Source organism: Geomicrobium sediminis (genome assembly GCF_016908595.1).
GTDB classification, from domain to species: domain Bacteria; phylum Bacillota; class Bacilli; order Bacillales; family Marinococcaceae; genus Geomicrobium_A; species Geomicrobium_A sediminis.
Map to the genome: position 1 here is coordinate 132,349 of NZ_JAFBEC010000005.1, position 22,399 is coordinate 154,747.

Consider the following 22,399-nt stretch of genomic DNA (forward strand, 5'->3'; position numbering starts at 1 on the left):
TCACTGTTGCAACTTCCTATACAGTGTCGCACGATGGATGCCTAGTTTCTCGGCTGCCTTCGTTTTATTCCCTCCTACTTCTTGAAGTACACGTTCAAGTTCCGAACACTCATCATCAATCTTTAACGCAGGGCTTGTAAACGGCTCTGGTAGGTGGTCCGCTAAGACAGGTTGTCCATCTGTCATTGTAACAACATAATCCACCGCGTTAACGAGCTCTCTGACATTACCTGGCCAGTGATACTGCAAAAATAACCGCATTGCTTCTTCACTAATTGCTTTTTTCTCGATTCCATACTCTTGAGCAAGGCGCTCCATATGAAAGCCGAGCAAGTTAGGAATGTCTTCTTTTCGCTCTCGCAAAGGCGGTACTGTTAAACGAATAACATGGAGACGATAAAATAAATCTTGTCGGAATTGACCTTCTTGAACGAGTGATTTTAAATCTTTGTTCGTCGCAGCGACAATTCGGAAGTCGCTATGAATGACTTGTTCACTACCGATTCTTACAATTTCTTTCGTTTCAAGTATACGGAGAATCTTCGCTTGCATTGACGGTGACATTTCTGATACTTCGTCAAGAAACAAGGTTCCACCGTGAGCTTGTTCAAACTTCCCACGTCTTCCTCCTTTACGAGCATCAGTAAACGCCCCACCCTCATACCCAAATAACTCAGACTCGAGTAAGTTCTCTGGAAATGCTGAGCAATTGATGGCCACAAACGGTCCTTCTGCCCGCGAACTCATATGATGAATGCCTTGTGCAAACAACTCTTTCCCTGTTCCGCTTTCACCTTGAATGACAACAGATGCTTTCGTTCGCGACGCTTTTCTTGCAAGACTTTTCACTCGTTGGATGCTTGCGCTTTTGCCAATCATCGTTTCAAACGTTTGCACTGCACCTTGACGCTCCATCTGTACAGCCTTCGCCTTTGACGTGGCTTCATGTTGCAAAATGCGATGCAACTCGGTCATTCCCTCAAAGATTAGCATCCCAACTGCTCCGACAATTTCGCCCTCTTGCCAGATTGGCAAGCGATGAACGACCATCTTCTGACCTTGGATTGTTTGGACTTTGCCTCGCTCTGGAATGCCTGTCTTTACAACTTGATGAAGTTCTGTGTTATCAATAACCGACGTCACGTCACGCCCAATCACATCACGTTCTTTCAGTCCACCGAGAAAATCTCGATACGATTGATTCATCGACGTAATTGTTTGATTACGGTCGATGATGACGATGCCTTCGTACGCAGAGTCAAAGATTAACGATAATGTGGCACCGTCTTGATCTTGGACCGCTTGGAGCGTACGTTGGGTGATGACACCAACGATTTGCTCGCCGTCAATCACAACTGATAACTTGCGCTGTTCAACAGGGAATGGGTCGCTTTTCTTAACACATTGAATCGGTAACAACTCGTGTTTTTGAAGAATGTATTCACTCGAGCTTTCCACCAGACGCTTTGCAATGAATTCAAGTGTGAGTGTACCGATCGGTTGGTCGTATTGGTCAATGACAACAATTGGATAATGCGTTTGTACAACGATCGTTAACCACGTTTGCATATCCTGATTTTCAAATGCCACGATTGTCGCTCGCTCGCTTTTCTCACCGCACGTAAACGTTTTGTACGTCACATCCATGTTCACGCCAACTCGCCCTGCTTTCGAAGTTCATACTCTTCCTTTAACATGCTCATCAGTACTTCATCACGTCTAATGCCGTTCACATGAACGGCTTGCCGACGAGCGCCTTCGCGAACAAACCCGGTTTTTTCATATGACCGGATTGCCCTCACATTGTGGGACAACACCTCAAGTTCAAGTCGATTCAATTGCAATGTTTCAAACACGTACGCTTGCAACAAACGCACCGCTTCACTCCCGTACCCTTTGTTCCAATCTTTGCGTTGGTGAAGGGCAATTCGAAATCCACAAACAGAATGATGTTCGTCAATATCTATAATTGCCGCATCGCCGATCGTTTCTTTCTGACCTTGGTGATAAATTGCAAAGTCATATCTTGTTGAATCTTGAGCAAATCTCTCATACGCTTCTTTAATCTGCTCTTTCGTAAATGTGTGTCTCGTACCCGTTAAATCTAAACTTTCTGAATCACTCATACTTAAAAAAATGCTGTCATAATCCGACGAATCAATGGATTTAAGTTGTATGTTCATCACATTTACTCCTTCCAATTCTCGCAAAAATATGTTTAAGTCTTAGTGGAGGCATTTATTTTATAGTTTTTTATACATAGGTAAAGTGAGGTCTTGCACGTGAATTCACAGCAATTTTCGCCATATATCACGTTCGAAAGAACCCAGTGGGCAGATTTTAGACAAATGAGCGACTGGTCACTAACCGATGTCGATTTACGCGAATTACAAGGATTAAATGAGCGATTGTCGATGACGGAAGTGGCTGACATTTACGTCCCACTCTCTCGTCTTTTACATTTACATTATACCAAAGCAAAAGAATTACATCAGGATACAAACCGATTCTTGCAATTGGATACGCTTACAGTTCCTTTTATTATCGGGATCGCAGGAAGTGTCGCGGTCGGAAAAAGCACCACCGCCCGGATTATCGAACATTTAGTATCCCAATGGCCTGGTAAACCACGAGTTGAACTTGTCACAACCGATGGTTTCTTATACTCAAATGAACAACTTGAAGAACTCGGCCTCATGAAGAAAAAAGGCTTCCCAGAAAGCTTCGATGTATCTCGTCTGTTCAGATTTTTATCTGAATTGAAGTCTGGAGAAGAACGGGTCACTGCTCCCCTTTATTCTCATATGAAATACAACGTTCTACAAGATGAAGAACAAGTGTTAATGCGACCAGACGTCGTTATTGTGGAAGGTATTAACGTTTTGCAACCACCAAAGCTTGAAAAACACCAAGCGAGAACGTTCGTGTCAGACTTCTTTGACGTTTCAATGTACATCGACGCCGAAGAACCGATGATTGAACAATGGTACAAAAACCGGTTCAACTTACTTAGAAAAACATCGTTCCAACAGCCGGAATCATACTTCCAGAAGTTTAAAGACTTAACTGAAGACGAAGCGCGAGCCGTCTCAGATCGTATTTGGAAAGAAACCAACCGTGTAAATCTCGTTGAGAATATTCTTCCGACGAGAAACCGCGCCGATCTTATCTTACAAAAAGGTGAGGGTCATAAAGTCGAACGGATTCACGTTCGAAAGTTGTAAAAAGGAACGCTGCTTGCAGTGTTCCTTTTTATTGTTTTTCTAACACTTCCATCAGCTGCTGGAACCCTTTTTTAGCTTCTTTAAACGTAAACATCGGGTACATGTGCATCATGCTTTTCGCTTCGATGTATGTAACTTTCTTCCCTTCACCTTCTGCCTTCTCTACGAACTTCTTCACATCTGGCTGTAAAATATCATGTGTCCCCATAAAAATCGTAAGTTTTGAATCAAAATTAGATGTACCATATGCTGGGCTGATCAATGGGTTATCGAGTTCCAAGTCACCGGCGTACCAGCGTCCCGCCTCTTTAACACCAGGTGTCGCTAAAAATACATCTTTGCTCTCTATTTTTTTTATGGCAGCATTCGTCATGGACACGTCTAACCACGGTGAAATCAGTATGGTTTTGTCAGGCTGCTCTTGATCGTTTTCTTTTAACTTTTGGACGAGCGATAAAGCAAGCCCTGCCCCTGCTGAATCCCCCATAATGACATCTGGAAAGCGATCGTGAAGAATCTTTTCGGTAGCAGCGATCGTTTCTTCATACGTATGTTCAGGTGCTAACGGATATAAAGGAACAGTGATTGTACACGGGAAATGTTCAATGATGCGTTGTAAGAAATACCAATGAGTGACCGTAATATGGTGAACATACGCCCCGCCATGCAAATAAAATAGATGACTTTTTGGGGTCTCGTCCTTTGGACGCAATACATAGACAGGAACATTCCCATAATCTAATCGTTCTACATCCAAGTTCGTTAACACCTTCAACGGCGGCGTATAATCTAGGTGCCGTCTCGTTTCAATCCCTTTTCGCAACGACTCACCTGTCTGTTGCCAAAACTGCTTTCGCCTCGTCACTTTTAACATGAATTTGAACATTCGACTCCCTGCACTTTCCATCTGCCGCCTCCTCTACGCTGTTTGATTTTAGTATACCAAACTGCTACTCGAACACTGAACACTTTGTCGAACGAGCAGCTTTCCACTACGTTCACTTGTACATTTCTTTTTCATCGAATTGACCGATTTATACGAGTCCTCTTCTCATTCATATGCTAGATCACGAATAGAATGAAAGGATCAATTGAATTATTGTCCCAAAAATAAACAAAATGTAATCAATAGTACGGTAATTAATAGTTCTGACCATATCCCCGAACGAACGCGGGGTACGGAAATGGCTACAATCCCAGTAGGATTTTCCCCTTTTAGTGTAAGAGTAAACGCACAAACAAATTTGATTGAAGTCGCAATTAGTATGACTATAGTGTTTCGGTCATTGATGTACAACGAATTTAGAACCCGGAAGAATGTCGGACTTGGCCTGTGCTAAGTAAGCGCGAAAGGGGAAACCGAAGGAGGTACCTGATGGGAATCTAATCTGTCATCTAGTATCGACGTTCTTTGAGGTTAGCTCATAAAAAAACGGCCCCGTCGTCGGGACCGTTTCCATACTTCATTTAGTTGCTAGCTGTAATTGCTTTTGCAATTGTTACTGTACGCTTTGCTTGGTTTGCAATGGCTTCATCAAGTTTGTTTTCTTGAATGTTCCCTTCACCGTCAACGGTTGCGCTCGTTCCGTATGGGTTACCGCCTGATTCAAATGTAACTGGGTCTGTATACCCTGGAGCTGCAACAATGGCTCCCCAGTGGAACATGGTTTTGTAAAGAGCGAGAACTGTTGCTTCTTGACCACCGTGTGGGTTTTGCGCTGAACTCATCGCACTCACGACTTTATTAACAAGCTTTCCTTGAGCCCAAAGACCGCCTGCTTGGTCGATGTATTGTTTTACTTGACCTGGTACGTTACCAAAGCGAGTTGGTATGCTCCAAATGATGGCATCCGCCCAGTCAAGATCGTCCATTGTTGCTTCTGGTACATCTTGTGTTGCTTCATAGTGCGCTTTCCATGCTGGATTAGATTCAATCGCTGCCATTGGTGCAAGTTCTGGAACTTTAACTAGCTTGACTTCTGCGCCTTCTTTTTCTGCAGCGTCTTTTGCCCAGTTTGCCATTTTGTAGTTTGTTCCTGTTGAACTGTAATAGATAATTGCTACTTTAACCATGATATCCTTCTCCTTTGTTGGTTCTTCAGTATGGTCTTTCCCGAATAATCTAGCTAAAAATCCCATAATTCTTCTCTCCCTCTCCACCTCCTACGTAAAATTAAAGATGGTTAATCGTCCGAACTTTAGCCGGACGAAGGTTTGCTTCGATTTTGTCCCGGTCTGATTCATACCACTCTGGAAGCTTCAACTGCTCACCCATCGTCTTGTATGTCTCGTCATATGCAAATCCTGGAGGATCTGTCGCAATTTCAAACAACAGTTGGCCACGCTCACGGAAATAAATCGCGTTAAAATACTGACGATCTTGAACTGGAGTCACTTGATAACCAGCATTGGCCACATGCTTTTGCCACTCCACTTGCTCATCATCATCTTTCGCGCGATAAGCAATATGATGTACCGTTCCTGCACCTAGACGACCTGTACCCACATTGTCAGCATACAAATCAATCGTTCCGCCAATAGTCGCATTCGATGAAAAACGGATAAACCCATCTTGTTCTCCTATTTTTTCGAAGCCCATCGTCTCTTCTAATAGTGTTGCGGTTTCTTTAAAGTTAATCGAGAGAAGTGTCGCACCACTAAATCCTTTAATGGCTTCAATTTCGCTTATGCCGTTAAACGGCCACTGACTGTTTCTTCCTGATTCTTGTTCAACAAACGATAGCTGAAGTCCATGTGGATCTTCGAATTGAAGGTATGTTTGACCAAAGCGAGTTGTTTCTTCATACGAGACGCTAAACTTCTCAAATCGCTTCTTCCAAAAATCCATCGTTCTCGGTGGAATCGCAAAGTCCGTCCGACCGACTTGCCCTCCACCGATTGCGCCTTTATGAGCACCTGGCCAAGGGAAGAACGTCATAATCGTGCCTGGACTGCCATTGTCATCTCCAAAATACAAATGATACGTCCCTGGATCATCGAAATTAATGGTTTTCTTCACGAGCCGCATCCCTAGAAAACCTGCATAAAAATCAACATTTTCCTGAGGATCACCAACAATCGCCGTAATATGATGTATTCCTTTTGTTTTCATACTTAAGCCTCCCTTTGTTTAGGATGTCCAGAGTTAGAAAGGATATTGATTACAACCAATTATATTATCTCTAATTCGAGATAATTGGGCAAAAAATATGGAATTGATTTATCTCTAATTTGAGATAATAGTAACAAAAAGCCTTGCGATATGTCAAGACTTTCTATCACAACTTTGTTGATTTGCCCAATTTCTTTAGAAGATCAATGGCTTGTTCCTTCTCTTCTGAATCAAGACCTTCCATAATGGACTCAATCGCTTCTACATGACTAGGGAAAATCTCATCCATAAACGAACGGCCTTCTTCCGTTATAGAAACGAACGTAATTCGTCGATCATTTGGACACGGTTTTCGCTGCGTGTAGCCTCTTTTTTCCAATTTGTCTACGACATACGTAATGGAACTACTTGCAATCAATACTTTTTCTCCGATTTTCTGGACAGGCTGATCTCCTTTATTGTAAAGAAGTTCAATCACCGCGAACTCTGTTGGGTTTAGCCCGTGCGAGCGAATATCGTGTTCAACATTTCTTTTCACTGATTCAAGTGAGCGTGTCATTACAACGAATAGTTTTAGTGCTAAAGCTTGTTCTTGATTCCATTCAATTGTTGTCATTTTCTAACCACCTTCGTATTCCTCATTATAACACCGTTACTCTCTCACTTCACTAGGTCTCCTCTGTATCATTTAAAGTCATTGACAAGGGAGGACTGAACTCCTACGCTAAACATGAAAAGAGGGATCAACTTGAACAATAAAGAGATTGAGAAAAAAGTTGTCGAGCAGTTCCAGCAAGATGAGAACATGATGATTATGGTGTTTGCTCAGTGGTGTGTGAATCATGACTTAGACCCAGTCGAGTTATATGAAAGCGCGTATCCATCGCAACCGATGCATCCAGAACACCGGAAAACGATTGACGATGTCACTGTTCCAAAAGAAGAAGCTGAAGACATTGACACAGCTAGCGTATTATCCGTTCTACAACTATTCGGAAATACTGATTTAGCTGCCGTTGTAGAGGAACAATCGCGCAAAAACAAACCTTCGTCCGATTAAGGCCGAAGGTTTGTTTTTTAGAAGAATAAGAAATGTGCCATGAAGGCGATAATCGGTAGTGTAATTAATGTACGAATAATAAATACCAACACCAAATCTAACAAGTTAAGCGGTAAGTTAGAGCGTAAAATAAGTACACCCACTTCAGACATGTAAACCAACTGTGTCATCGATAAACAAGCGATGACGAATCTCGTCAGTTCACTATCAATGCCTGAACCGACAATAGCTGGTAAGAACATATCAGCAAACCCAACTACTACTGCAACAGCTGCGTCAGAGGCTTCTGGAATTTGTAGCAATTGCAACAATGGTACGAACGGATACGAAATGATATAGAAAATTTGCGTGTATTCCGCAATGATTAACGCAAGTGTCCCTAAACTCATAACGAGTGGTAGTAGTCCGAACCAAATGTCTAATACATTTTTCGTTCCTTGCTTAAGCATCACACCTGCACTAGGTGTATCGGATGCTTTCGTTACTGCTTTATGATACCCCCATTTAAAGACTGAAGTGTTTTCAGGGACAGGATCTTCTGTTGTGATCTGTTCTGCACGTTCATAATACTTGTCTTTCTTCCATGAAAGAGGAGGAATTCTAGGTGTGATCACTGCTGCTATAAATCCTGCAACACAAACCGTAATATAAAACTGTATGAACATGTGACTAATATCCAAAAACTGCACAATTAGAATACTAAACGCAATTGAAGCAATGTTAAAGTTTGTCGCAATGACCGCAGCTTCACGTCCAGTATAAAATCCCCGTTCATATTGTTGCATCGTAACGAGAACTCCTACCGTACCACTACCAAGCCATGAAACGATCATGTCGACCGATGACCGACCAGGAGCGGTAAATAACGGACGCACAATTCTACGTAACAACGTACCGAAAAATTCCATTAAACCGTATTCCGTTAGAATCGGTAAGAACAGACCAGCAAACAAAAACCACGTAAACAATACTGGAACGAGAGATCCAAGAACTTCTCCTCCTGTGGCACTATCCCAAATCCAACTTGGTCCAATTTGAAAAATAACGATAATCGCAAAGATTGCACCGAGAATTCTCCATACTAACCATACATTACTTACATAAAACAAATCTCGAATAAACCCATTATTCATCAAGCCTGTCGGTTGGACCTTTGAGACGATGATTGAACCGACTGCAGAGATAACGAGTAAAATTGTTACAATCATCGGGATGCTTCCACCCATTAACCCTTGTACGTACGAGGCCATAATTCCAACACCGATCGTAACTTCATCACCAACTGGGATTGGAATTAAGAACATACCGATTCCTAAAATAGCAAAAATGATAAAACGCCAATGGCTCGCTTCTTTTACTTGCGTATTCATATGTCCTCCAAGATGTGTAATTTTTCTATGTCATACTAAAACGCAAGAAACGTGCCAAATAATAAAACGATGAACGCTACAATTTGATCCAAAAATAAATCAAATTAAGTTAATTTTGATTTATTTTTGGATCGTGATTTGTTTTTGAATCGATTTTGTACTCTTTTAACTTTCGAACGACAGAAGGTTGGCTCAATCCAAGAAGCTTACTCATTTCGTACGTCGTATTGCACTCATCAAATGCAAGTTGTAACCAATGTTGTTCTACCTTTTTCAACTCTTCTTTTAATTGAAACCCTTCACTTAATAAAGGTTTACCTTCTGAAGCCGGTAGCGAGCGACGTTCTTTTGATTCAAAGATTCCTTTCAAATCTTCCACCGTTACTAGTTCTTCTGAGCTCGTTAACAATAAGCGTGATAAAAAGTTCTCGAGTTCTCGCACGTTCCCAGGCCAGTGATAATGGTAAAGACGTTCTAACACTTGAGGATGGAGCTTTCTCTTCAAATCATAACGCTCATTTATTTCTTCAACCTTTTTAAAGATTAACCCTGGAACGTCTTCACTACGTTCGCGTAATGATGGGACGGTGATTGGAATTACATTAATGCGGTAATACAAATCTTCACGGAACAACCCTTTCTCGACGAGTTGTTCTAAGTTGCGGTTCGTTGCGGCTACAAGGCGGAAATCCACATGTTTCTCGACTCGTCCACCAATTGGCGTGACTTTCTTTTCTTGTAACACCTGCAGCAACTTTCCTTGCATTTGAAGAGGAATATCCCCAATTTCATCAAGAAAAAGCGTTCCCTCGTCTGATAACTCAACAAGGCCGATCCTGCCTTGACGATCCGCGCCGGTAAATGCCCCTTTTTCATACCCGAACAACTCAGCCTCGAACAGCGTATCAGGAATCGCGCTACAGTTAATCTCGATAAATGGCCCATCAAGTCGCTTGCTTTCTTTATGAAGCTCACGGGCAAACATACTTTTTCCAACTCCAGATTCCCCGTAAAAGATGACAGAAGCGTCTGACGGGGCTGTACGACTAATCAATGTCTTAATGCGACTAATCGCCTTACTCTCATGAACGATCGAATGAAATGTCTGCTCTCTCGTTCGCAACACATCCAGTTCATTTTGATAACGTTCGCTTTGCACTTGCAAGGACTCGTATTCCTTTTTCATTTCTTGAATCTCAGTGAGGTCATGCGAAACGCTAATGACTCGAACGATTTCTTTTTTCTCATTGCGAACGGGAAAAGCGGTTGCCATAACCGTACGCCCGGTTACAGTTGCTTGCATTACTTGTTGTTGTTTCCCCGTTTGCATCACAAGCTTCGTAATTGAAGGTTTGAAGACTCCTTCAAGTTCCAACTGTTCGACGTTTCTTCCTATTAATGCGTTGTGAGTGACTCCGTAGATTTCCGCACAACTGGGGCTTGCTCGTAGCACATACCCTCTTCCATCTGTAATCACGATATTATCGGTTGAATGATTGAGCACCGCATCTAGTTCTAAATCTAAGTTGTTCGCCATTCGCATTTCACCTCACTACGAAGTTGGTATAAATATTGCATTTAAAGAGAGTTAGATTGTGATAAGGAGTGTTACAGATGTATAAACCAAAAGATTCTTCAACATCCCCGCGCTTTAGTGGCGTAAGAACATTCATGCGTTTACCTAATATTAAAACGACCGAAGATATTGATTTCGCTGTACTCGGTGTTCCATTCGACACAGCTGTATCGAATCGAACAGGAGCCCGTTACGGCCCTGCACATATTCGCGATTTTAGCGTTTTGTTGCGACCATACAACGCGTCCCAAGATATTAACATCTTCGATCATTGTTCTGGCGTAGATTATGGTGACATTGATATTATCCCAGGTAACATTCACCGTACATACGAACGGATTCAAGAAGGGCTAAAACCTTTGCTCGATAAAGAAATTCGTCCGATTATTCTCGGTGGCGATCATTCAACATCACTCGGTACGCTACGTGCATTTAAAGAAAAATACGGTCCTGTCGCACTCGTTCACTTTGATTCACATAGTGATACGTGGGACAACTACTTTGGCGAAAAATACATGCACGGTACCCCGTTCCGCCGAGCGGTTGAAGAAGGGTTGATTGACGTTGATCATTCCATTCAAGTCGGTTTGCGCGGTCCGCTTTACGGACCAGAAGATGTGACTGACCCTCGTGACCTCGGATTTGAAACGATTTTAATGGATGAAGTTCATGAACTTGGTGTTGAAAACGTATTAAAACGCATCCACAAGCGTGCTGCTGGTGCACCTGTTTTCGTTTCTTTTGATATCGATTTTGTTGATCCTGCGTATGCGCCAGGGACAGGAACACCCGAAGTTGGCGGCCCTACAAGCCATGAGGCACTTCAATACGTTCGTGGTTTGAAAGGCTTGAACATCTTAGGCTTTGACCTTGTAGAAGTGCTCCCTGCATACGACAACGGAGACGTTACCGCAGCGCTTGCTTCAGCTGTAGCGTTCGAAATGATCTCTCTTGTTGCCTTAGAAAAAGCTGGACGTTTGTAAACGCATTATCTTTCATAATCCAAAGAAAAGCAATGGGAGCGGTCTCCCATTGCTTTTCTTAAACATTCCGATATACCCGACTGTAAAAGCGCATCTCAGCCATCGCTGTTACAAACTCATTAACAAATGCACTTGCTTCTCGCTCGACAATCACACCGGGCTTACCGATAATGTTCATTTGCTCAATGATCACCGCGCCTTCTTCCGTTGCACCGATTGGTTTGAAATGATTGTATGTGTCGCGCACAAAGTTTCTCGTTTTCCTCATGAAATAACGACTAGGATCACTTCCCCCAATGACGTACAACCCATCGTATAGAAGAGGTGATCCTGTTAAAAATGTCTCATCAATGGAGTACTTAACGCCATCTGATCCTTCGACATCCCCAAGTCGCTCCCCGACAAAAACGAGTTCCAGTCCAGCTTCTTCTAACTCACTTAAAACGTATTTCGTTTCATCTCCGTCAAATCCATCAGCAATGAGCACACCCACTCTTAATGTGTTCGGATAGCGTGGCTGGTTCATTAAGCTTAAAGCAGCAGATGATTGTTGCACCGAAACTTGAGAAACATTCGGTCGCTTCACCCCTACTTCTTTCGCCACAAGTGCGGCAAGCTCATGGTCGATTTTACCGAGCATATTCACGACACGTTGGCGAACTTCAACCGTTTCGACTTTTCCAAGCTCAAATGAAAAAGCTTGAATGATATGATCTTTCTCAACAGGACTCATACTGTTCCAGAAAAGCCGTGCTTGAGAATAGTGATCTTCAAAACTAGGAGCCGTCTTTCGAACTTTAATACCTTCAACGGTTGATGGATACGTACTAAAGCCACCTTCTCGTGGTGGCACTTCTTTCGGTGTATTACCCGCCAAATAATTTTTATGGTAGGCGACTTGACCTTTATTAATCGTAATACGGCCTTGACCGTCTCGTTGATTGTTATGAATCGGACAGACAGGGCGGTTGATCGGAAGTTCTTGATAATTTGTACCGACGCGATACAACTGAGTATCAGAATATGAAAAGATTCTGCCATGAAGTAACGGGTCATTTGAGAAATCGATGCCCGGCACGATCTGCCCTGGATGCAGTGCACTTTGTTCCGTTTCAGCAAATACGTTATTAACATTGCGATTCAACGTCATTTTACCGACGATTTGAACAGGAATTTCTTCTTCTGGCCATAATTTCGTCGCATCTAAAATATCGAAATCAAACATGAACTCATCATCTTCGGATATAATTTGCAAACCGAGCTCATATTCAACGAAGTTACCCATTTCAATATTGTTGTACAAATCCCGTCGATGAAAGTCCGGGTCTGCGCCTCCGAGTTTTTGCGCTTCATCCCAAATGAACGAATGGGCGCCAAGCACTGGTTTCCAATGAAACTTCACAAAATGCGAAGTCCCTTCACGGTTGACGAGTCGAAACGTATGAACGCCAAACCCTTCCATCATCCGAAAGCTTCGTGGGATTGTCCTGTCAGACATAATCCACATCATCATATGAGCCGATTCAGTATTGCTACCTATAAAATCCCAAAACGTATCATGAGCGGTTTGACCTTGAGGAAATTCAGTGTGTGGCTCAGGCTTTACAGCATGGATCAAGTCTGGGAACTTGATGCTATCTTGTATAAAGAAAACAGGTATATTGTTGCCTACAAGGTCAAAATTCCCTTCATCTGTATAGAACTTCGTCGCAAATCCTCGTACGTCTCGATTCGTTTCATTTGCCCCTCTTGATCCTGCGACTTGCGAAAATCGAACAAACACCGGTGTAATTTTGTTTGGATCTTGTAAAAACGACGCTTTCGTTAAATGAGCTAACGATTTATACACTTGGAATTCTCCGTGCGCTCCGTAACCTCTTGCATGCACGACTCGTTCTGGGATCCGTTCCCGATCAAAGTGAGCGAGTTTCTCTTGAAACAAAAAGTCTTCGTGTAAAGTCGGTCCACGTAGACCTGCTTTTAATGTATTTTCGTCGTTAGAAATCTTCGTTCCTTCATTTGAAGACATTTCCTTTCCTTTATTATCTTGTGTAAATTTATCTAACTGATGGTCTTTGTCATTCCAATAACGGTCTTGATCTTTCGCCAACGTACACACCTCCCTCCTATATCTATATTAGAAGGGAATTCTCATATGCACGCTTACTCATACATTTCAGCTTCAACATCCCAAACGTTTTGTTGTTTTCGTAACATCACAATTTGTCCGATATGATAACCCGTATGAATGACCATATTCGCGACCATCATCGCCCACGTTTCATCTGTATATTCACTAATCTGTTGTTCCCATTCCCATTCTTCTGTTTCTTGAATGACTTGCATCCAATCGTCCATAATTGTCGTGATTGTCGCAACCGTGACTTCCCAATCCATCTCTGTCCCAGAAACAAATGTATCTTCATTCCGTTCTTCAATCGGTGGTACAGGTTCACCTTGAAAACGGTCCAGACATCGACCATTGTAGGTAATTAAGTGATTCACAATCTCATGGATGCTATGAAGATCAACACGCTCTTTCCAATTTGCTTGTGCCTCGTTCACCCCAGCTAATGCTTGTTGCAAACACGCAAACCAATGGTTCTCATCATGACATGCCGACAATTGTCTGAGAAAAACCTGCTGTGCTCCCATGCGCCACTGTACCCCTTCCATATCGCTTTAAAGAATACCTATTCCACATCGATTACAATTTTCCTGCTACATTTCCATGAACCGACTCAACGACCATGACATACAATAGACTATTACCTAGTTAGAAAGGGAGTGCAATGATGCCTCGTGAAAGTTATCATCTATGGCGAAACAGTCGTAGCAACACACGTCAACGTCACGGAAAAAAGCGTCACGGATATCGAGTAGAAATCAACAACAATTTAATTAACGGTCCCGGAGTTGTTGGTGGAGGTCAAACCCCTACAGTTCCTACTACCCCAACACCGCCGACAGTTCCTACATTTCCAACAGCACCTACAACAACGAATGGATAACAAAAACCCACGGGCAAATTGTCCGTGGGTTTTTGTTATGAGCTCATCGATTCTCCACCATCAACGTGTAGCACTTGACCTGTTACGTGTCTTGAGTCATCCGAAGCTAAATACACATACGTTGGCGCTAATTCAAAAGGCTGTGCCATTCGATCAAAAAGATTTAAACCGTGCAACGCATTTTCATCTGAAGAAAAACTTGCAGGAATGAGTGGCGTCCAAATCTTGCCTGGCGCAACTGCATTAACACGAATCTTTTTCGGGGCAACATTTCGAGCTAACGCCCGTGTAAAACCGACAATCGCGCCTTTCGTTGCGGTATAATCCATCAGTCTTGCTTCACCGACATACGTAACGACCGATGCTGTATTAATAATTGCATCTCCTGCTTGTAAATGAGGTACTGCCTCCCGAGTCGTATAAAAATGAGAGTATATATTAATCTTGAACGTCTCATCAAATTGTTCGTCACTAATATCCATGATTTCATTTTGATGAAATTGAATGCCAACGTTATTGACGAGTATGTTTAATCTACCAAAGGTTTGGATCGTTTCTTGTACAATTCTTTTACACTGTTCTTTATCACTAAGATCGCCCGGCAACAAAAGGCATTGTTGCCCTAATTGTTCTATTCGGTGCTTCGTACGATTGGCATCATCATGTTCATCTAAATAAGAGATCGCAACATCTGCGCCTTCTTTTGCATAGCTAATCGCCGTTGCAGCTCCAATCCCACTATCTCCACCGGTAATGAGCGCAACCCTACCTCGTAGTTTTCCACTACCTTTATCATTTGGATTCTCCACAATGGGTCTTGGCACCATCACATCTTCAATACCAGGTTGGCGTAATTGTCGTTGCTCAGGTTGAGCTAAAGGAATTTCTTCATAGCGCTTAATTGTACCAAGGTTCGGATACTGGGGATATGGATCAATAACTAAATTTTCTTCGTACCAGCGTTGATACTCACGGATTTCTTCCATTTGCTCCTGAGATAATTTATCACTCACAAACGACCAACTCCTTCTTCAACAGCTTATGCTGGGCAGATGCGGATGTGAAAGAAGTCAAGCTCAAGTTACGTGTTAAAGCGTAACGTACGATATGGAGGTGTTTCGATGAATTCCATTGAATTTTTCCCAGAAGTTACTCGCCTTTTTGAAACGAGCCCTGAGCCGCTCGTGATGAACTATACGGACCATGAGTTCCTAGTACCTTCGAGCTCTTTTCGTCCACCTTACTACACAGAAGCACGATACGAACCTTACTATTCAGATGTATAGGAGATTCAAAAAAGACAAGTCGCCAAACAGGCAACTTGTCTTTTACTTAATGGTTTCGCTCAAATGTCTCTTTCGCCAATTGGGTAATCGTCATATCATCCATCGGTGGATTGTGTAATCCGGCACGTACGTCCCGATAATACCGCCCTAACGGATTACCTGTTGCAAGACTTTTCGCACCAACAACACGCATTGAAAGATCGACAATCGTTTGCACGTCATTTACGACACTATGCTTTACAGCACCAAGTTCAAGCTTCATATTGTTTCGCTCTTCATCGGAGCTCTCATCCCATTTTTTTGATACTGCATAGAGAAAATGCCGATTTCTTACACGCAACAATTCAGCTTCACCGATCTTTTGTTGCACGTTGGGCAAGTCGGCAATTGTACCGTCAATGCTATTTGGGGAGTAATTGTTCGCGGCACTTGCGCTATACGATAAAGCCGCCGTTGCGATTCCTAAATACGTGACTGGAATATGCAAAAGCCACCCTGCAGCATCTTTAAAGCCTGGGGTTAACGTTTCAACGTAATCTTTGTCACGGACAATCACACGGTTTAAGATTAAATCATCACTACCAGTTGCTCGCATCCCGAGCGTATCCCACGTATTCTTAACCACAACTCCGTCGAGATCACGGCGAATGAGGAAGTTCCCTACCTCATCACGACCTTCAATCGCAGCACTCACAACAAAATAATCGAGCGTCGGCGCCAGTGTCGTAAACGTTTTCCGTCCTGTAATTTCGTAACCACCGTCCACTTTCACTGCAGTTGTCAAAGGTTTGCCTCCTCTTGTTGGGCTACCTGTTGCTGGTTCGCTCGCAGCATTGTTAAGAAGCGCTCCATTTTCTATGACATCGTTGACCACTTCTCGGTACACTTCATCGTCCCACGTTCCTTTTTCACCGAGAGTCATAATAATTCCCATGTGCCAACCGATTGATAATGCCGTTGAGCCGTCAGCCTTCGCGATAATTTCTTGAAGCTCCAGCAATTCGGTAAGCGAAATTCCCTTACCCCCATATTCTTTTGGTACACTTAATCCTGGGTAGCGAATTGCTTTCAGGGTAGTAAAGTTCTCGTGGGGAAAGCTACCTTCAGCGTCGTGTTGATGCGCACGTTCTGCGAACGCTTCTACCGTTTTTGCTAAAAACACTTTCCGTTCTTCTTGGTTGCTTAAAGCGAACATGTCCGACATCACTTTCTCAACTCCTTTCTGTAAATAATACTAAATCCATCAGAATAATGCACCTACAGTGATTTAGAAGTTCATGATAAAATAGTGAAACGTACCTAGATATTAAATCGTATCAATATAGTAGAAGAAGGGAGCGTTATGAATGACAGTCGTACTCATCGTTTTACTTTTAATCGTAATTGGAGCTGCCACAGCGATCGGTATATTCTGGTTCAGCTCGTACAACCGTCTTGTCAAATATCGAATGTGGGCGGAGGAAAGCTGGGCTCAAATTGAAAACATGCTCAAACAACGCTATGACATGATTCCTAACCTCGTTAACACCGTTAAAGGATACGCCAAACACGAACAAGAGACACTAACACAAGTCATCGAAAAACGAAATCAAATGCAAGATTCTAACGTGTCACGAAATGAACAAATGCACGCCAACAATGAAGCGGAACAATTGCTCGGTCGTTTATTTGCTTTACGTGAGGATTATCCTGACTTAAAAGCGAATGAGAACTTTATGCACTTGCAACAAGAACTGACTTCAATGGAACGTAAGCTCGCCTATGCTAGGCAAACGTACAATTCAACGGTTCGCGACTATAACATCGCCGTACAATCGATTCCGACGAACTTCGTTGCAAATGTACACAACTTCCTGCAATATGAAATGCTTGAAACGCCGGAAGAAGAACGCCAAAACGTAAAAGTAGAATTTTAAGGCGGGACGCCATGAATCGATTAAAACAAATTCAACATAATAAAAGAAAAACCGTTGTTATCGTTACTGGCTTTATTTTATTCGTGTTATTTGTAGGGGCGGCTCTTACGTACAGCTTGTACGGTGAGATCTTCACAGGCTTACTGATGGCACTTGTTATTGGTGGCGGTTATAGCGCAATGATGATCTTTAGTAGCACGAACGTCGTTATGCGGATGAACCATGCACAAGAAATTACCGAGCGCTCCCAAAACATTCAACTTTGGGAGATGGTTGATAACATGGCGATGGTTGCTCGCATCGAAAAGCCACGACTATTCATTATTAAAGATAATAGTCCAAATGCTTTCGCAACCGGAACTTCACCCAAGAACGGTGCCGTTGCGGTAACAACAGGTTTAATGGACCACTTAAACCACGATGAACTTGAAGGTGTTATTGCACACGAAGTTGCCCACATTAAAAATTACGACATTCGATTATCAACGATTGCAGTGGCGCTCGTTTCAGCTGTTGCCATATTATCTGATCTTGGTATGCGAATGATGTTCTTCTCACGTGGTGGCAATAATAAGCAGCATCCGTTCGTTTTGATATTAGCGCTTGCATTAGTAATTTTATCACCGCTCATTGCTGTGCTCATTCAAATGGCAATTTCAAGAAACCGTGAATATCTTGCCGATGCTAGTGCAGCAGAACTCACGAGAAACCCTGAAGCACTCGCCTCAGCACTGCAAAAGATTACTGGTGTTGACACACCGGTACGAGAAGCGTCAAGTAGCTCAGCATCTCTTTATTTCGCAGACCCCTTAAAGAAAAAAGTAACGGGGTTGTTTTCAACTCACCCAGACCCGAAAGAACGAATTGAACGGTTAATGCAAATGTAGGAAGAAGCGAAAAATTCGCTTCTTTCTTTTTTTCATAGTAAAACGATCGCTTTTGTGGAATAATAGATTAAGTTTGTAGAAAAAGGAGCTCAGATCTAGATGTTCGCACAAGTTAATGGAACACGATTATTCTTTGATGTTGAAGGATCAAGTTACGTACCCGAAGGTCCAACGATGAAAAAAAGACCCGTCTGCATCGCGATCCACGGGGGACCTGGAAGTGATCATTCCGATTTCAAACCGTGGTTAAGTCCACTTCAAGATACAATGCAAATCATTTACGTTGATTTACGAAACAATGGCCAATCTGAACGCGTTGACTTAGAAACGTGCACGATGGAGACGATGGCTGATGACATTGAAGCTCTTCGTAAGTACTTAGGGTTGGACAAAGTCTTCGTACTCGGTCATTCTTTCGGTGGAATGATCGCCCAAATTCTCGCTGTCCGTCATCCACATGCGATTGAGAAATTATTCCTTATTAATACTGCTCCAAGTCATCACTTTTATGAAGATGCGTTAGCATTTGCAAAGCAAGTAGCAACCCCTAGACAGTTGGAGCTAATACCAAAACTGTTCGAAGGCAACCTTGAAAGTGAAGAAGCTCAAATCGAGTGGTGGGCAGAAAACTACGGTCTCTATTTCTATCATCAAGATGAAAAGATCATGTACGAAACAGGACACCGCCCAATTGAATCCCTAGGCATTAGTAATTATACGTTTAAACATATCATGCCTCATTACGATTACCGTGACGAGATCACTGCAATTAAAGCGCCTGTATTTATCGCATCTGGACGTCATGATTGGATTACACCAACGTCTCAATCAGAAGTCATGAACCAACTCATCCCAAACGCAACGCTTTACGTCTATGAAAAAAGTGGTCATAACCCGTTTATCGAAGAACAAGAACAGTTTCTATCTGATATTCGTCGCTTCGTAACGAAGGAGGATTGAGCATGAGCGCTGAAATCCTCGTCATTTTGCTCGTCGCCGCCATATACTTCGGTGGTCTCTTATACGTTGGATTTAAACTCTCGAAGACGATGCACTCGCTTGATGATTATATTTTGGGCGGACGTAACTTGCCTTGGTTCGTCCTAACTCTAACGTTTGCTGCAACAGTCGCCAATACAGCAACAGTCATGGGGCAACCCGGCTTTGCCTACTCAAGCGGATTTACATACGTATTCTGGGCGGCACTCTCTGCAACGACAATCGGAATTATTTTACTGAGTCGTTTCGGTGCACGGTTACGTGCAATGAACTTAACGACCATTAGTGACCTTGCAACCGCTCGCTTTGGGAACAGTCGCCGAGTCGAAGTGTTAATGAGTGTCTGGCAAGTGAGTTGGGGGATTTTCATTATCGGGATGTCCCTCTTTGGGGTCTCACTGATCATCGAGGTCATTACCGGCATCTCTTGGGCGTACAGCATCGGTCCAATCGCCATCGTAACGATTCTTTATACGATGACCGGTGGACTAAAAGCCGTTGTATTAACTGACGCATTGCAAATGCTCATTATCGTACTTGGGATTACAGCATTGTTCTTAATGCTTACATTCCAGCACGGGTTCTTTACGAATTTTATGAGCGATTATGTAGGTGGCGATGGGTTTACACTGTCCTCAACTGCTGAAGAGCTGACGTTATTCCCTGGATTTACGGATTTATTTACGTTACCTCCTGAGATGACGCTGTTTGCGTTAATCGCCTATATTATAGCGACGTCTTTTTGGATTCCAGTCGACCTCGGCTTCGTACAACGGTCGCTCGCTGCAAAATCAGTCAAAGACAGTCGTAGTGGCGTGTACAGCTTCTTCGCGTTAGATTGGTTTAATGCTTGGATTCTCGTATTAATCGGAGCCTACGGTGCCGTATTGTTACCTGGACTTGTGAACACCGATGAAGTTGTCATTCGACTCGTCCAAGACACATTGCCACTTATTGGTGCTGCACTCGTCGTGACAGCTGTTGCAGCCGCTGCCATGTCGACCATTTCAACGTATTTGAATGCAGGTAGCGGTATTATCGTTCATAACATCTTAAAAAAGATCAAACCAGCCATGACCGACCGTCAGCAGTTAAAGTACACACGTGTGTTTACAGCGGTCATCGGCATCGTTGCGATCGGTTTCGGTCCATTTATTTCTTCTAACGGTATTGTGATTGCCGCTGTTGGAATCCAAATTATCTTGATTTCAACGATTGTCCCGCTCGTCTTCCTCGCTTTGTACTGGAAGAAGATGACGGAGAAAGCTGCCTTTTGGGGCTGTCTCATTACGTCAACTGCCACAATTGGTATGATTATTCAAGTCGGTGGTGTGTGGGAAGCATTTGCAGGTAGCGGTTTTCTTGATATTCCTGTGATATTATGGGGTCTACTACTCGCCTTTACGCTTTACATCGGTATTAGTCTCATCGACCGTACCGACGGGCAGTCACTCATGTCCAACGAGTGTAAAGCGATGTTTGCCAACAAAGAAACCGTCGATTCAAATAAAGACATTATTGTTCTTGGTGGCGTATGGGTCGGTCTATTTGCGATCATGCTTATCAATCGCTATTCGACTGAACCAACTGCTTTTCCACCGTTATCAGGACCATTTAGCATCGTGACAGATCTCATTTTCATAGCAATTAGCATTGCAATCTCGATTTTTGCCATTTATCTCGTTACGAAAGTAGTTGCACATGTAAAAGAAGAGTTTTTCGCTAAATCTTAACGTGTGTTCTCGCCCAAATTGATTGGGCGAGTTTTTTTTATGATGTTTTTATTCTTTTGTCTATGAATTCTAGCAATTCCCGCACAATGGTTAGAATTCATGATATAGTTTTATAAAATAACACTTATCCAAGTAGCGGAGGCTTTAGTTATGACATCACAAACACTAGAAGTCATCAAAACGACCACTCATAAGCCAAAGCCTGATCCAGAAGCGTTAGGTTTTGGCAAGTATTTCACTGACCATATGTTATTGATTGATTATCATAGTGACAAAGGGTGGTACCACCCTCGCATCGTACCTTATGAGCCATTAACTCTTGATCCGGCAGCCATGGTTTTTCATTACGGTCAGACTGTATTTGAAGGATTAAAGGCGTATAAAGACCATGATGAAAATGTACGATTGTTCCGCCCCGAGGAGAATATGAAGCGCCTTAACCGTTCGAATGAGCGTTTAAGCATTCCGACCCTCGATGAGAAGGAAACCTTGTCTTATATTAAAGAGCTCGTCCGTCTTGAGAAAGATTGGATTCCAACTGCCGCTGGCAAGTCACTTTATATTCGTCCATTTGTCATCAATACAGAAGCAAGCCTTTCTGTTGCACCTTCAAAGACGTATACGTTTCTCGTCATCTTGTCTCCAGTCGGTTCTTACTACTCAGAAGGGATCGATCCTGTTAGCATCTTTGTTGAAGATTTTTATACGCGTGCAGCTCCAGGAGGAACAGGCTATGCGAAGACGGCAGGGAACTACAGTGCGGCTTACAAAGCGCAAGAACGTGCCGTTGAACACCAACGCTCCCAAGTTCTGTGGTTAGATGGTCTTGAGAAGAAGTACGTTGAAGAAGTAGGAAGCATGAATGTTTTCTTTAAAATCGACGGTGAAATTCATACCCCAGAAATAAACGGTACCATTCTTGAAGGGGTGACTCGAAAGAGCGTTATTGAACTTCTACGTAGTTGGGATCTTCCTGTTCATGAGCGCCGAATTGCGATGGATGATTTAATCCAAGCCCATCAAAACGGCACACTTGAAGAAGCATTCGGTACAGGAACAGCAGCTGTCATCTCACCAATCGGTATCCTTGATTACAAAGGTACGGAGTACACGATTAACAACAATAAAACGGGCGATATTTCAAACCGTCTTCATAACGCAATTACTGGTATTCAAACTGGACGTCTAGAAGATCCATTCGGCTGGACGACTGTTTTATAAGCGAGAAGCCACCAATCAAAC

22 protein-coding genes are annotated in these 22,399 nt (G+C 42.9%); 10 read left to right on the forward strand and 12 right to left on the reverse strand.

The window, feature by feature from the left end; genetic code table 11:
- Together JOD17_RS09660 and JOD17_RS09665 are read right to left on the reverse strand one after the other, a co-directional pair.
- Entirely contained in the window at positions 1-1,647 is a 1,647-nt protein-coding gene (locus JOD17_RS09660; RefSeq protein WP_239575422.1) for a sigma-54 interaction domain-containing protein, read from the reverse strand.
- A gap of 2 nt (positions 1,648-1,649) precedes the next feature.
- Positions 1,650-2,183 carry a GNAT family N-acetyltransferase gene (locus tag JOD17_RS09665; protein ID WP_204697362.1) on the reverse strand — a complete coding sequence of 178 codons (534 nt, stop codon included), beginning with the start codon at positions 2,181-2,183 and terminating at the stop codon, positions 1,650-1,652.
- Between the two features lie 99 nt (positions 2,184-2,282).
- On the opposite strand from JOD17_RS09665, the gene coaA reads away from it, so the two are divergent.
- Entirely contained in the window at positions 2,283-3,224 is a 942-nt protein-coding gene (gene coaA / locus JOD17_RS09670; protein ID WP_081831938.1) for a type I pantothenate kinase, read from the forward strand.
- A 28-nt stretch (positions 3,225-3,252) separates the two neighbouring features.
- Here coaA and JOD17_RS09675 read toward each other — a convergent pair whose 3' ends face one another.
- From JOD17_RS09675 to JOD17_RS09690, 4 genes are all read right to left on the reverse strand, one after another.
- Positions 3,253-4,131 carry an alpha/beta hydrolase fold domain-containing protein gene (locus JOD17_RS09675; RefSeq protein ID WP_204697363.1) on the reverse strand — a complete coding sequence of 293 codons (879 nt, stop codon included), beginning with the start codon at positions 4,129-4,131 and terminating at the stop codon, positions 3,253-3,255.
- A 560-nt stretch (positions 4,132-4,691) separates the two neighbouring features.
- A complete protein-coding gene (gene wrbA, locus JOD17_RS09680; RefSeq protein WP_204697364.1) occupies positions 4,692-5,363 on the reverse strand; it encodes an NAD(P)H:quinone oxidoreductase in 672 nt (223 codons plus the stop codon).
- Between the two features lie 34 nt (positions 5,364-5,397).
- The gene (locus JOD17_RS09685; RefSeq protein WP_204697366.1) at positions 5,398-6,336 is read right to left on the reverse strand and encodes a ring-cleaving dioxygenase; all 939 of its coding nucleotides are present in this window, start codon (positions 6,334-6,336) and stop codon (positions 5,398-5,400) included.
- A 166-nt stretch (positions 6,337-6,502) separates the two neighbouring features.
- Positions 6,503-6,952 (reverse strand): MarR family winged helix-turn-helix transcriptional regulator, encoded by a 450-nt coding sequence (locus JOD17_RS09690; RefSeq protein WP_204697368.1) that lies wholly within the window; start codon positions 6,950-6,952, stop codon positions 6,503-6,505.
- Between the two features lie 189 nt (positions 6,953-7,141).
- On the opposite strand from JOD17_RS09690, the gene JOD17_RS09695 reads away from it, so the two are divergent.
- Positions 7,142-7,396, forward strand: a complete 255-nt coding sequence (locus JOD17_RS09695) for a hypothetical protein (protein ID WP_239575424.1) — start codon at positions 7,142-7,144, stop codon at positions 7,394-7,396.
- Positions 7,397-7,413: 17 nt separating this feature from the next.
- Here the strand turns inward: JOD17_RS09695 and JOD17_RS09700 are convergent, their stop codons facing one another.
- Both JOD17_RS09700 and JOD17_RS09705 read right to left on the reverse strand, forming a co-directional pair.
- The gene (locus JOD17_RS09700; protein ID WP_204697372.1) at positions 7,414-8,766 is read right to left on the reverse strand and encodes a YjiH family protein; all 1,353 of its coding nucleotides are present in this window, start codon (positions 8,764-8,766) and stop codon (positions 7,414-7,416) included.
- 109 nt (positions 8,767-8,875) lie between these two features.
- On the reverse strand, positions 8,876-10,303 hold the full coding sequence (locus JOD17_RS09705; protein WP_239575410.1) for a sigma-54 interaction domain-containing protein: 1,428 nt from the start codon (positions 10,301-10,303) through the stop codon (positions 8,876-8,878).
- A gap of 77 nt (positions 10,304-10,380) precedes the next feature.
- Between JOD17_RS09705 and speB the strand changes: the two genes are divergently transcribed.
- Complete coding sequence (speB, locus tag JOD17_RS09710; protein WP_042358628.1) at positions 10,381-11,325, forward strand: agmatinase; 945 nt, start codon at positions 10,381-10,383, stop codon at positions 11,323-11,325.
- Positions 11,326-11,383: 58 nt separating this feature from the next.
- On the opposite strand, the gene JOD17_RS09715 is transcribed toward speB, so the two are convergent.
- Both JOD17_RS09715 and JOD17_RS09720 read right to left on the reverse strand, forming a co-directional pair.
- Positions 11,384-13,435: a catalase gene (locus tag JOD17_RS09715; protein ID WP_239575411.1), complete on the reverse strand. Its 2,052-nt coding sequence runs from the start codon at positions 13,433-13,435 to the stop codon at positions 11,384-11,386.
- Positions 13,436-13,488: 53 nt separating this feature from the next.
- Entirely contained in the window at positions 13,489-13,980 is a 492-nt protein-coding gene (locus JOD17_RS09720) for a DinB family protein (RefSeq protein ID WP_042358624.1), read from the reverse strand.
- A 140-nt stretch (positions 13,981-14,120) separates the two neighbouring features.
- Here JOD17_RS09720 and JOD17_RS09725 point away from each other — a divergent pair, with 140 nt between their 5' ends.
- The gene (locus JOD17_RS09725) at positions 14,121-14,336 is read left to right on the forward strand and encodes a hypothetical protein (RefSeq protein WP_042358620.1); all 216 of its coding nucleotides are present in this window, start codon (positions 14,121-14,123) and stop codon (positions 14,334-14,336) included.
- A gap of 35 nt (positions 14,337-14,371) precedes the next feature.
- Here the strand turns inward: JOD17_RS09725 and JOD17_RS09730 are convergent, their stop codons facing one another.
- Positions 14,372-15,322 (reverse strand): SDR family oxidoreductase, encoded by a 951-nt coding sequence (locus tag JOD17_RS09730; protein ID WP_204697585.1) that lies wholly within the window; start codon positions 15,320-15,322, stop codon positions 14,372-14,374.
- Between the two features lie 135 nt (positions 15,323-15,457).
- Between JOD17_RS09730 and JOD17_RS09735 the strand changes: the two genes are divergently transcribed.
- Positions 15,458-15,622: a hypothetical protein gene (locus JOD17_RS09735; RefSeq protein WP_204697376.1), complete on the forward strand. Its 165-nt coding sequence runs from the start codon at positions 15,458-15,460 to the stop codon at positions 15,620-15,622.
- Positions 15,623-15,668: 46 nt separating this feature from the next.
- Here the strand turns inward: JOD17_RS09735 and JOD17_RS09740 are convergent, their stop codons facing one another.
- Positions 15,669-16,826 (reverse strand): acyl-CoA dehydrogenase family protein, encoded by a 1,158-nt coding sequence (locus tag JOD17_RS09740; protein WP_204697378.1) that lies wholly within the window; start codon positions 16,824-16,826, stop codon positions 15,669-15,671.
- 157 nt (positions 16,827-16,983) lie between these two features.
- Here JOD17_RS09740 and JOD17_RS09745 point away from each other — a divergent pair, with 157 nt between their 5' ends.
- The 5 genes from JOD17_RS09745 to JOD17_RS09765 all read left to right on the forward strand — a co-directional run bounded on the left by JOD17_RS09745 (position 16,984) and on the right by JOD17_RS09765 (position 22,378).
- Complete coding sequence (locus JOD17_RS09745; RefSeq protein ID WP_420827935.1) at positions 16,984-17,538, forward strand: LemA family protein; 555 nt, start codon at positions 16,984-16,986, stop codon at positions 17,536-17,538.
- An 11-nt stretch (positions 17,539-17,549) separates the two neighbouring features.
- Entirely contained in the window at positions 17,550-18,425 is an 876-nt protein-coding gene (gene htpX / locus JOD17_RS09750) for a zinc metalloprotease HtpX (RefSeq protein ID WP_204697382.1), read from the forward strand.
- Positions 18,426-18,524: 99 nt separating this feature from the next.
- Positions 18,525-19,385 (forward strand): alpha/beta fold hydrolase, encoded by an 861-nt coding sequence (locus tag JOD17_RS09755; protein WP_204697384.1) that lies wholly within the window; start codon positions 18,525-18,527, stop codon positions 19,383-19,385.
- Between the two features lie 2 nt (positions 19,386-19,387).
- The gene (locus JOD17_RS09760) at positions 19,388-21,157 is read left to right on the forward strand and encodes a sodium:solute symporter family protein (protein WP_204697386.1); all 1,770 of its coding nucleotides are present in this window, start codon (positions 19,388-19,390) and stop codon (positions 21,155-21,157) included.
- A gap of 150 nt (positions 21,158-21,307) precedes the next feature.
- Positions 21,308-22,378, forward strand: coding sequence for a branched-chain amino acid aminotransferase (locus tag JOD17_RS09765; RefSeq protein ID WP_204697387.1), 1,071 nt, complete (start codon positions 21,308-21,310; stop codon positions 22,376-22,378).
- Positions 22,379-22,399 lie beyond the last annotated feature (21 nt).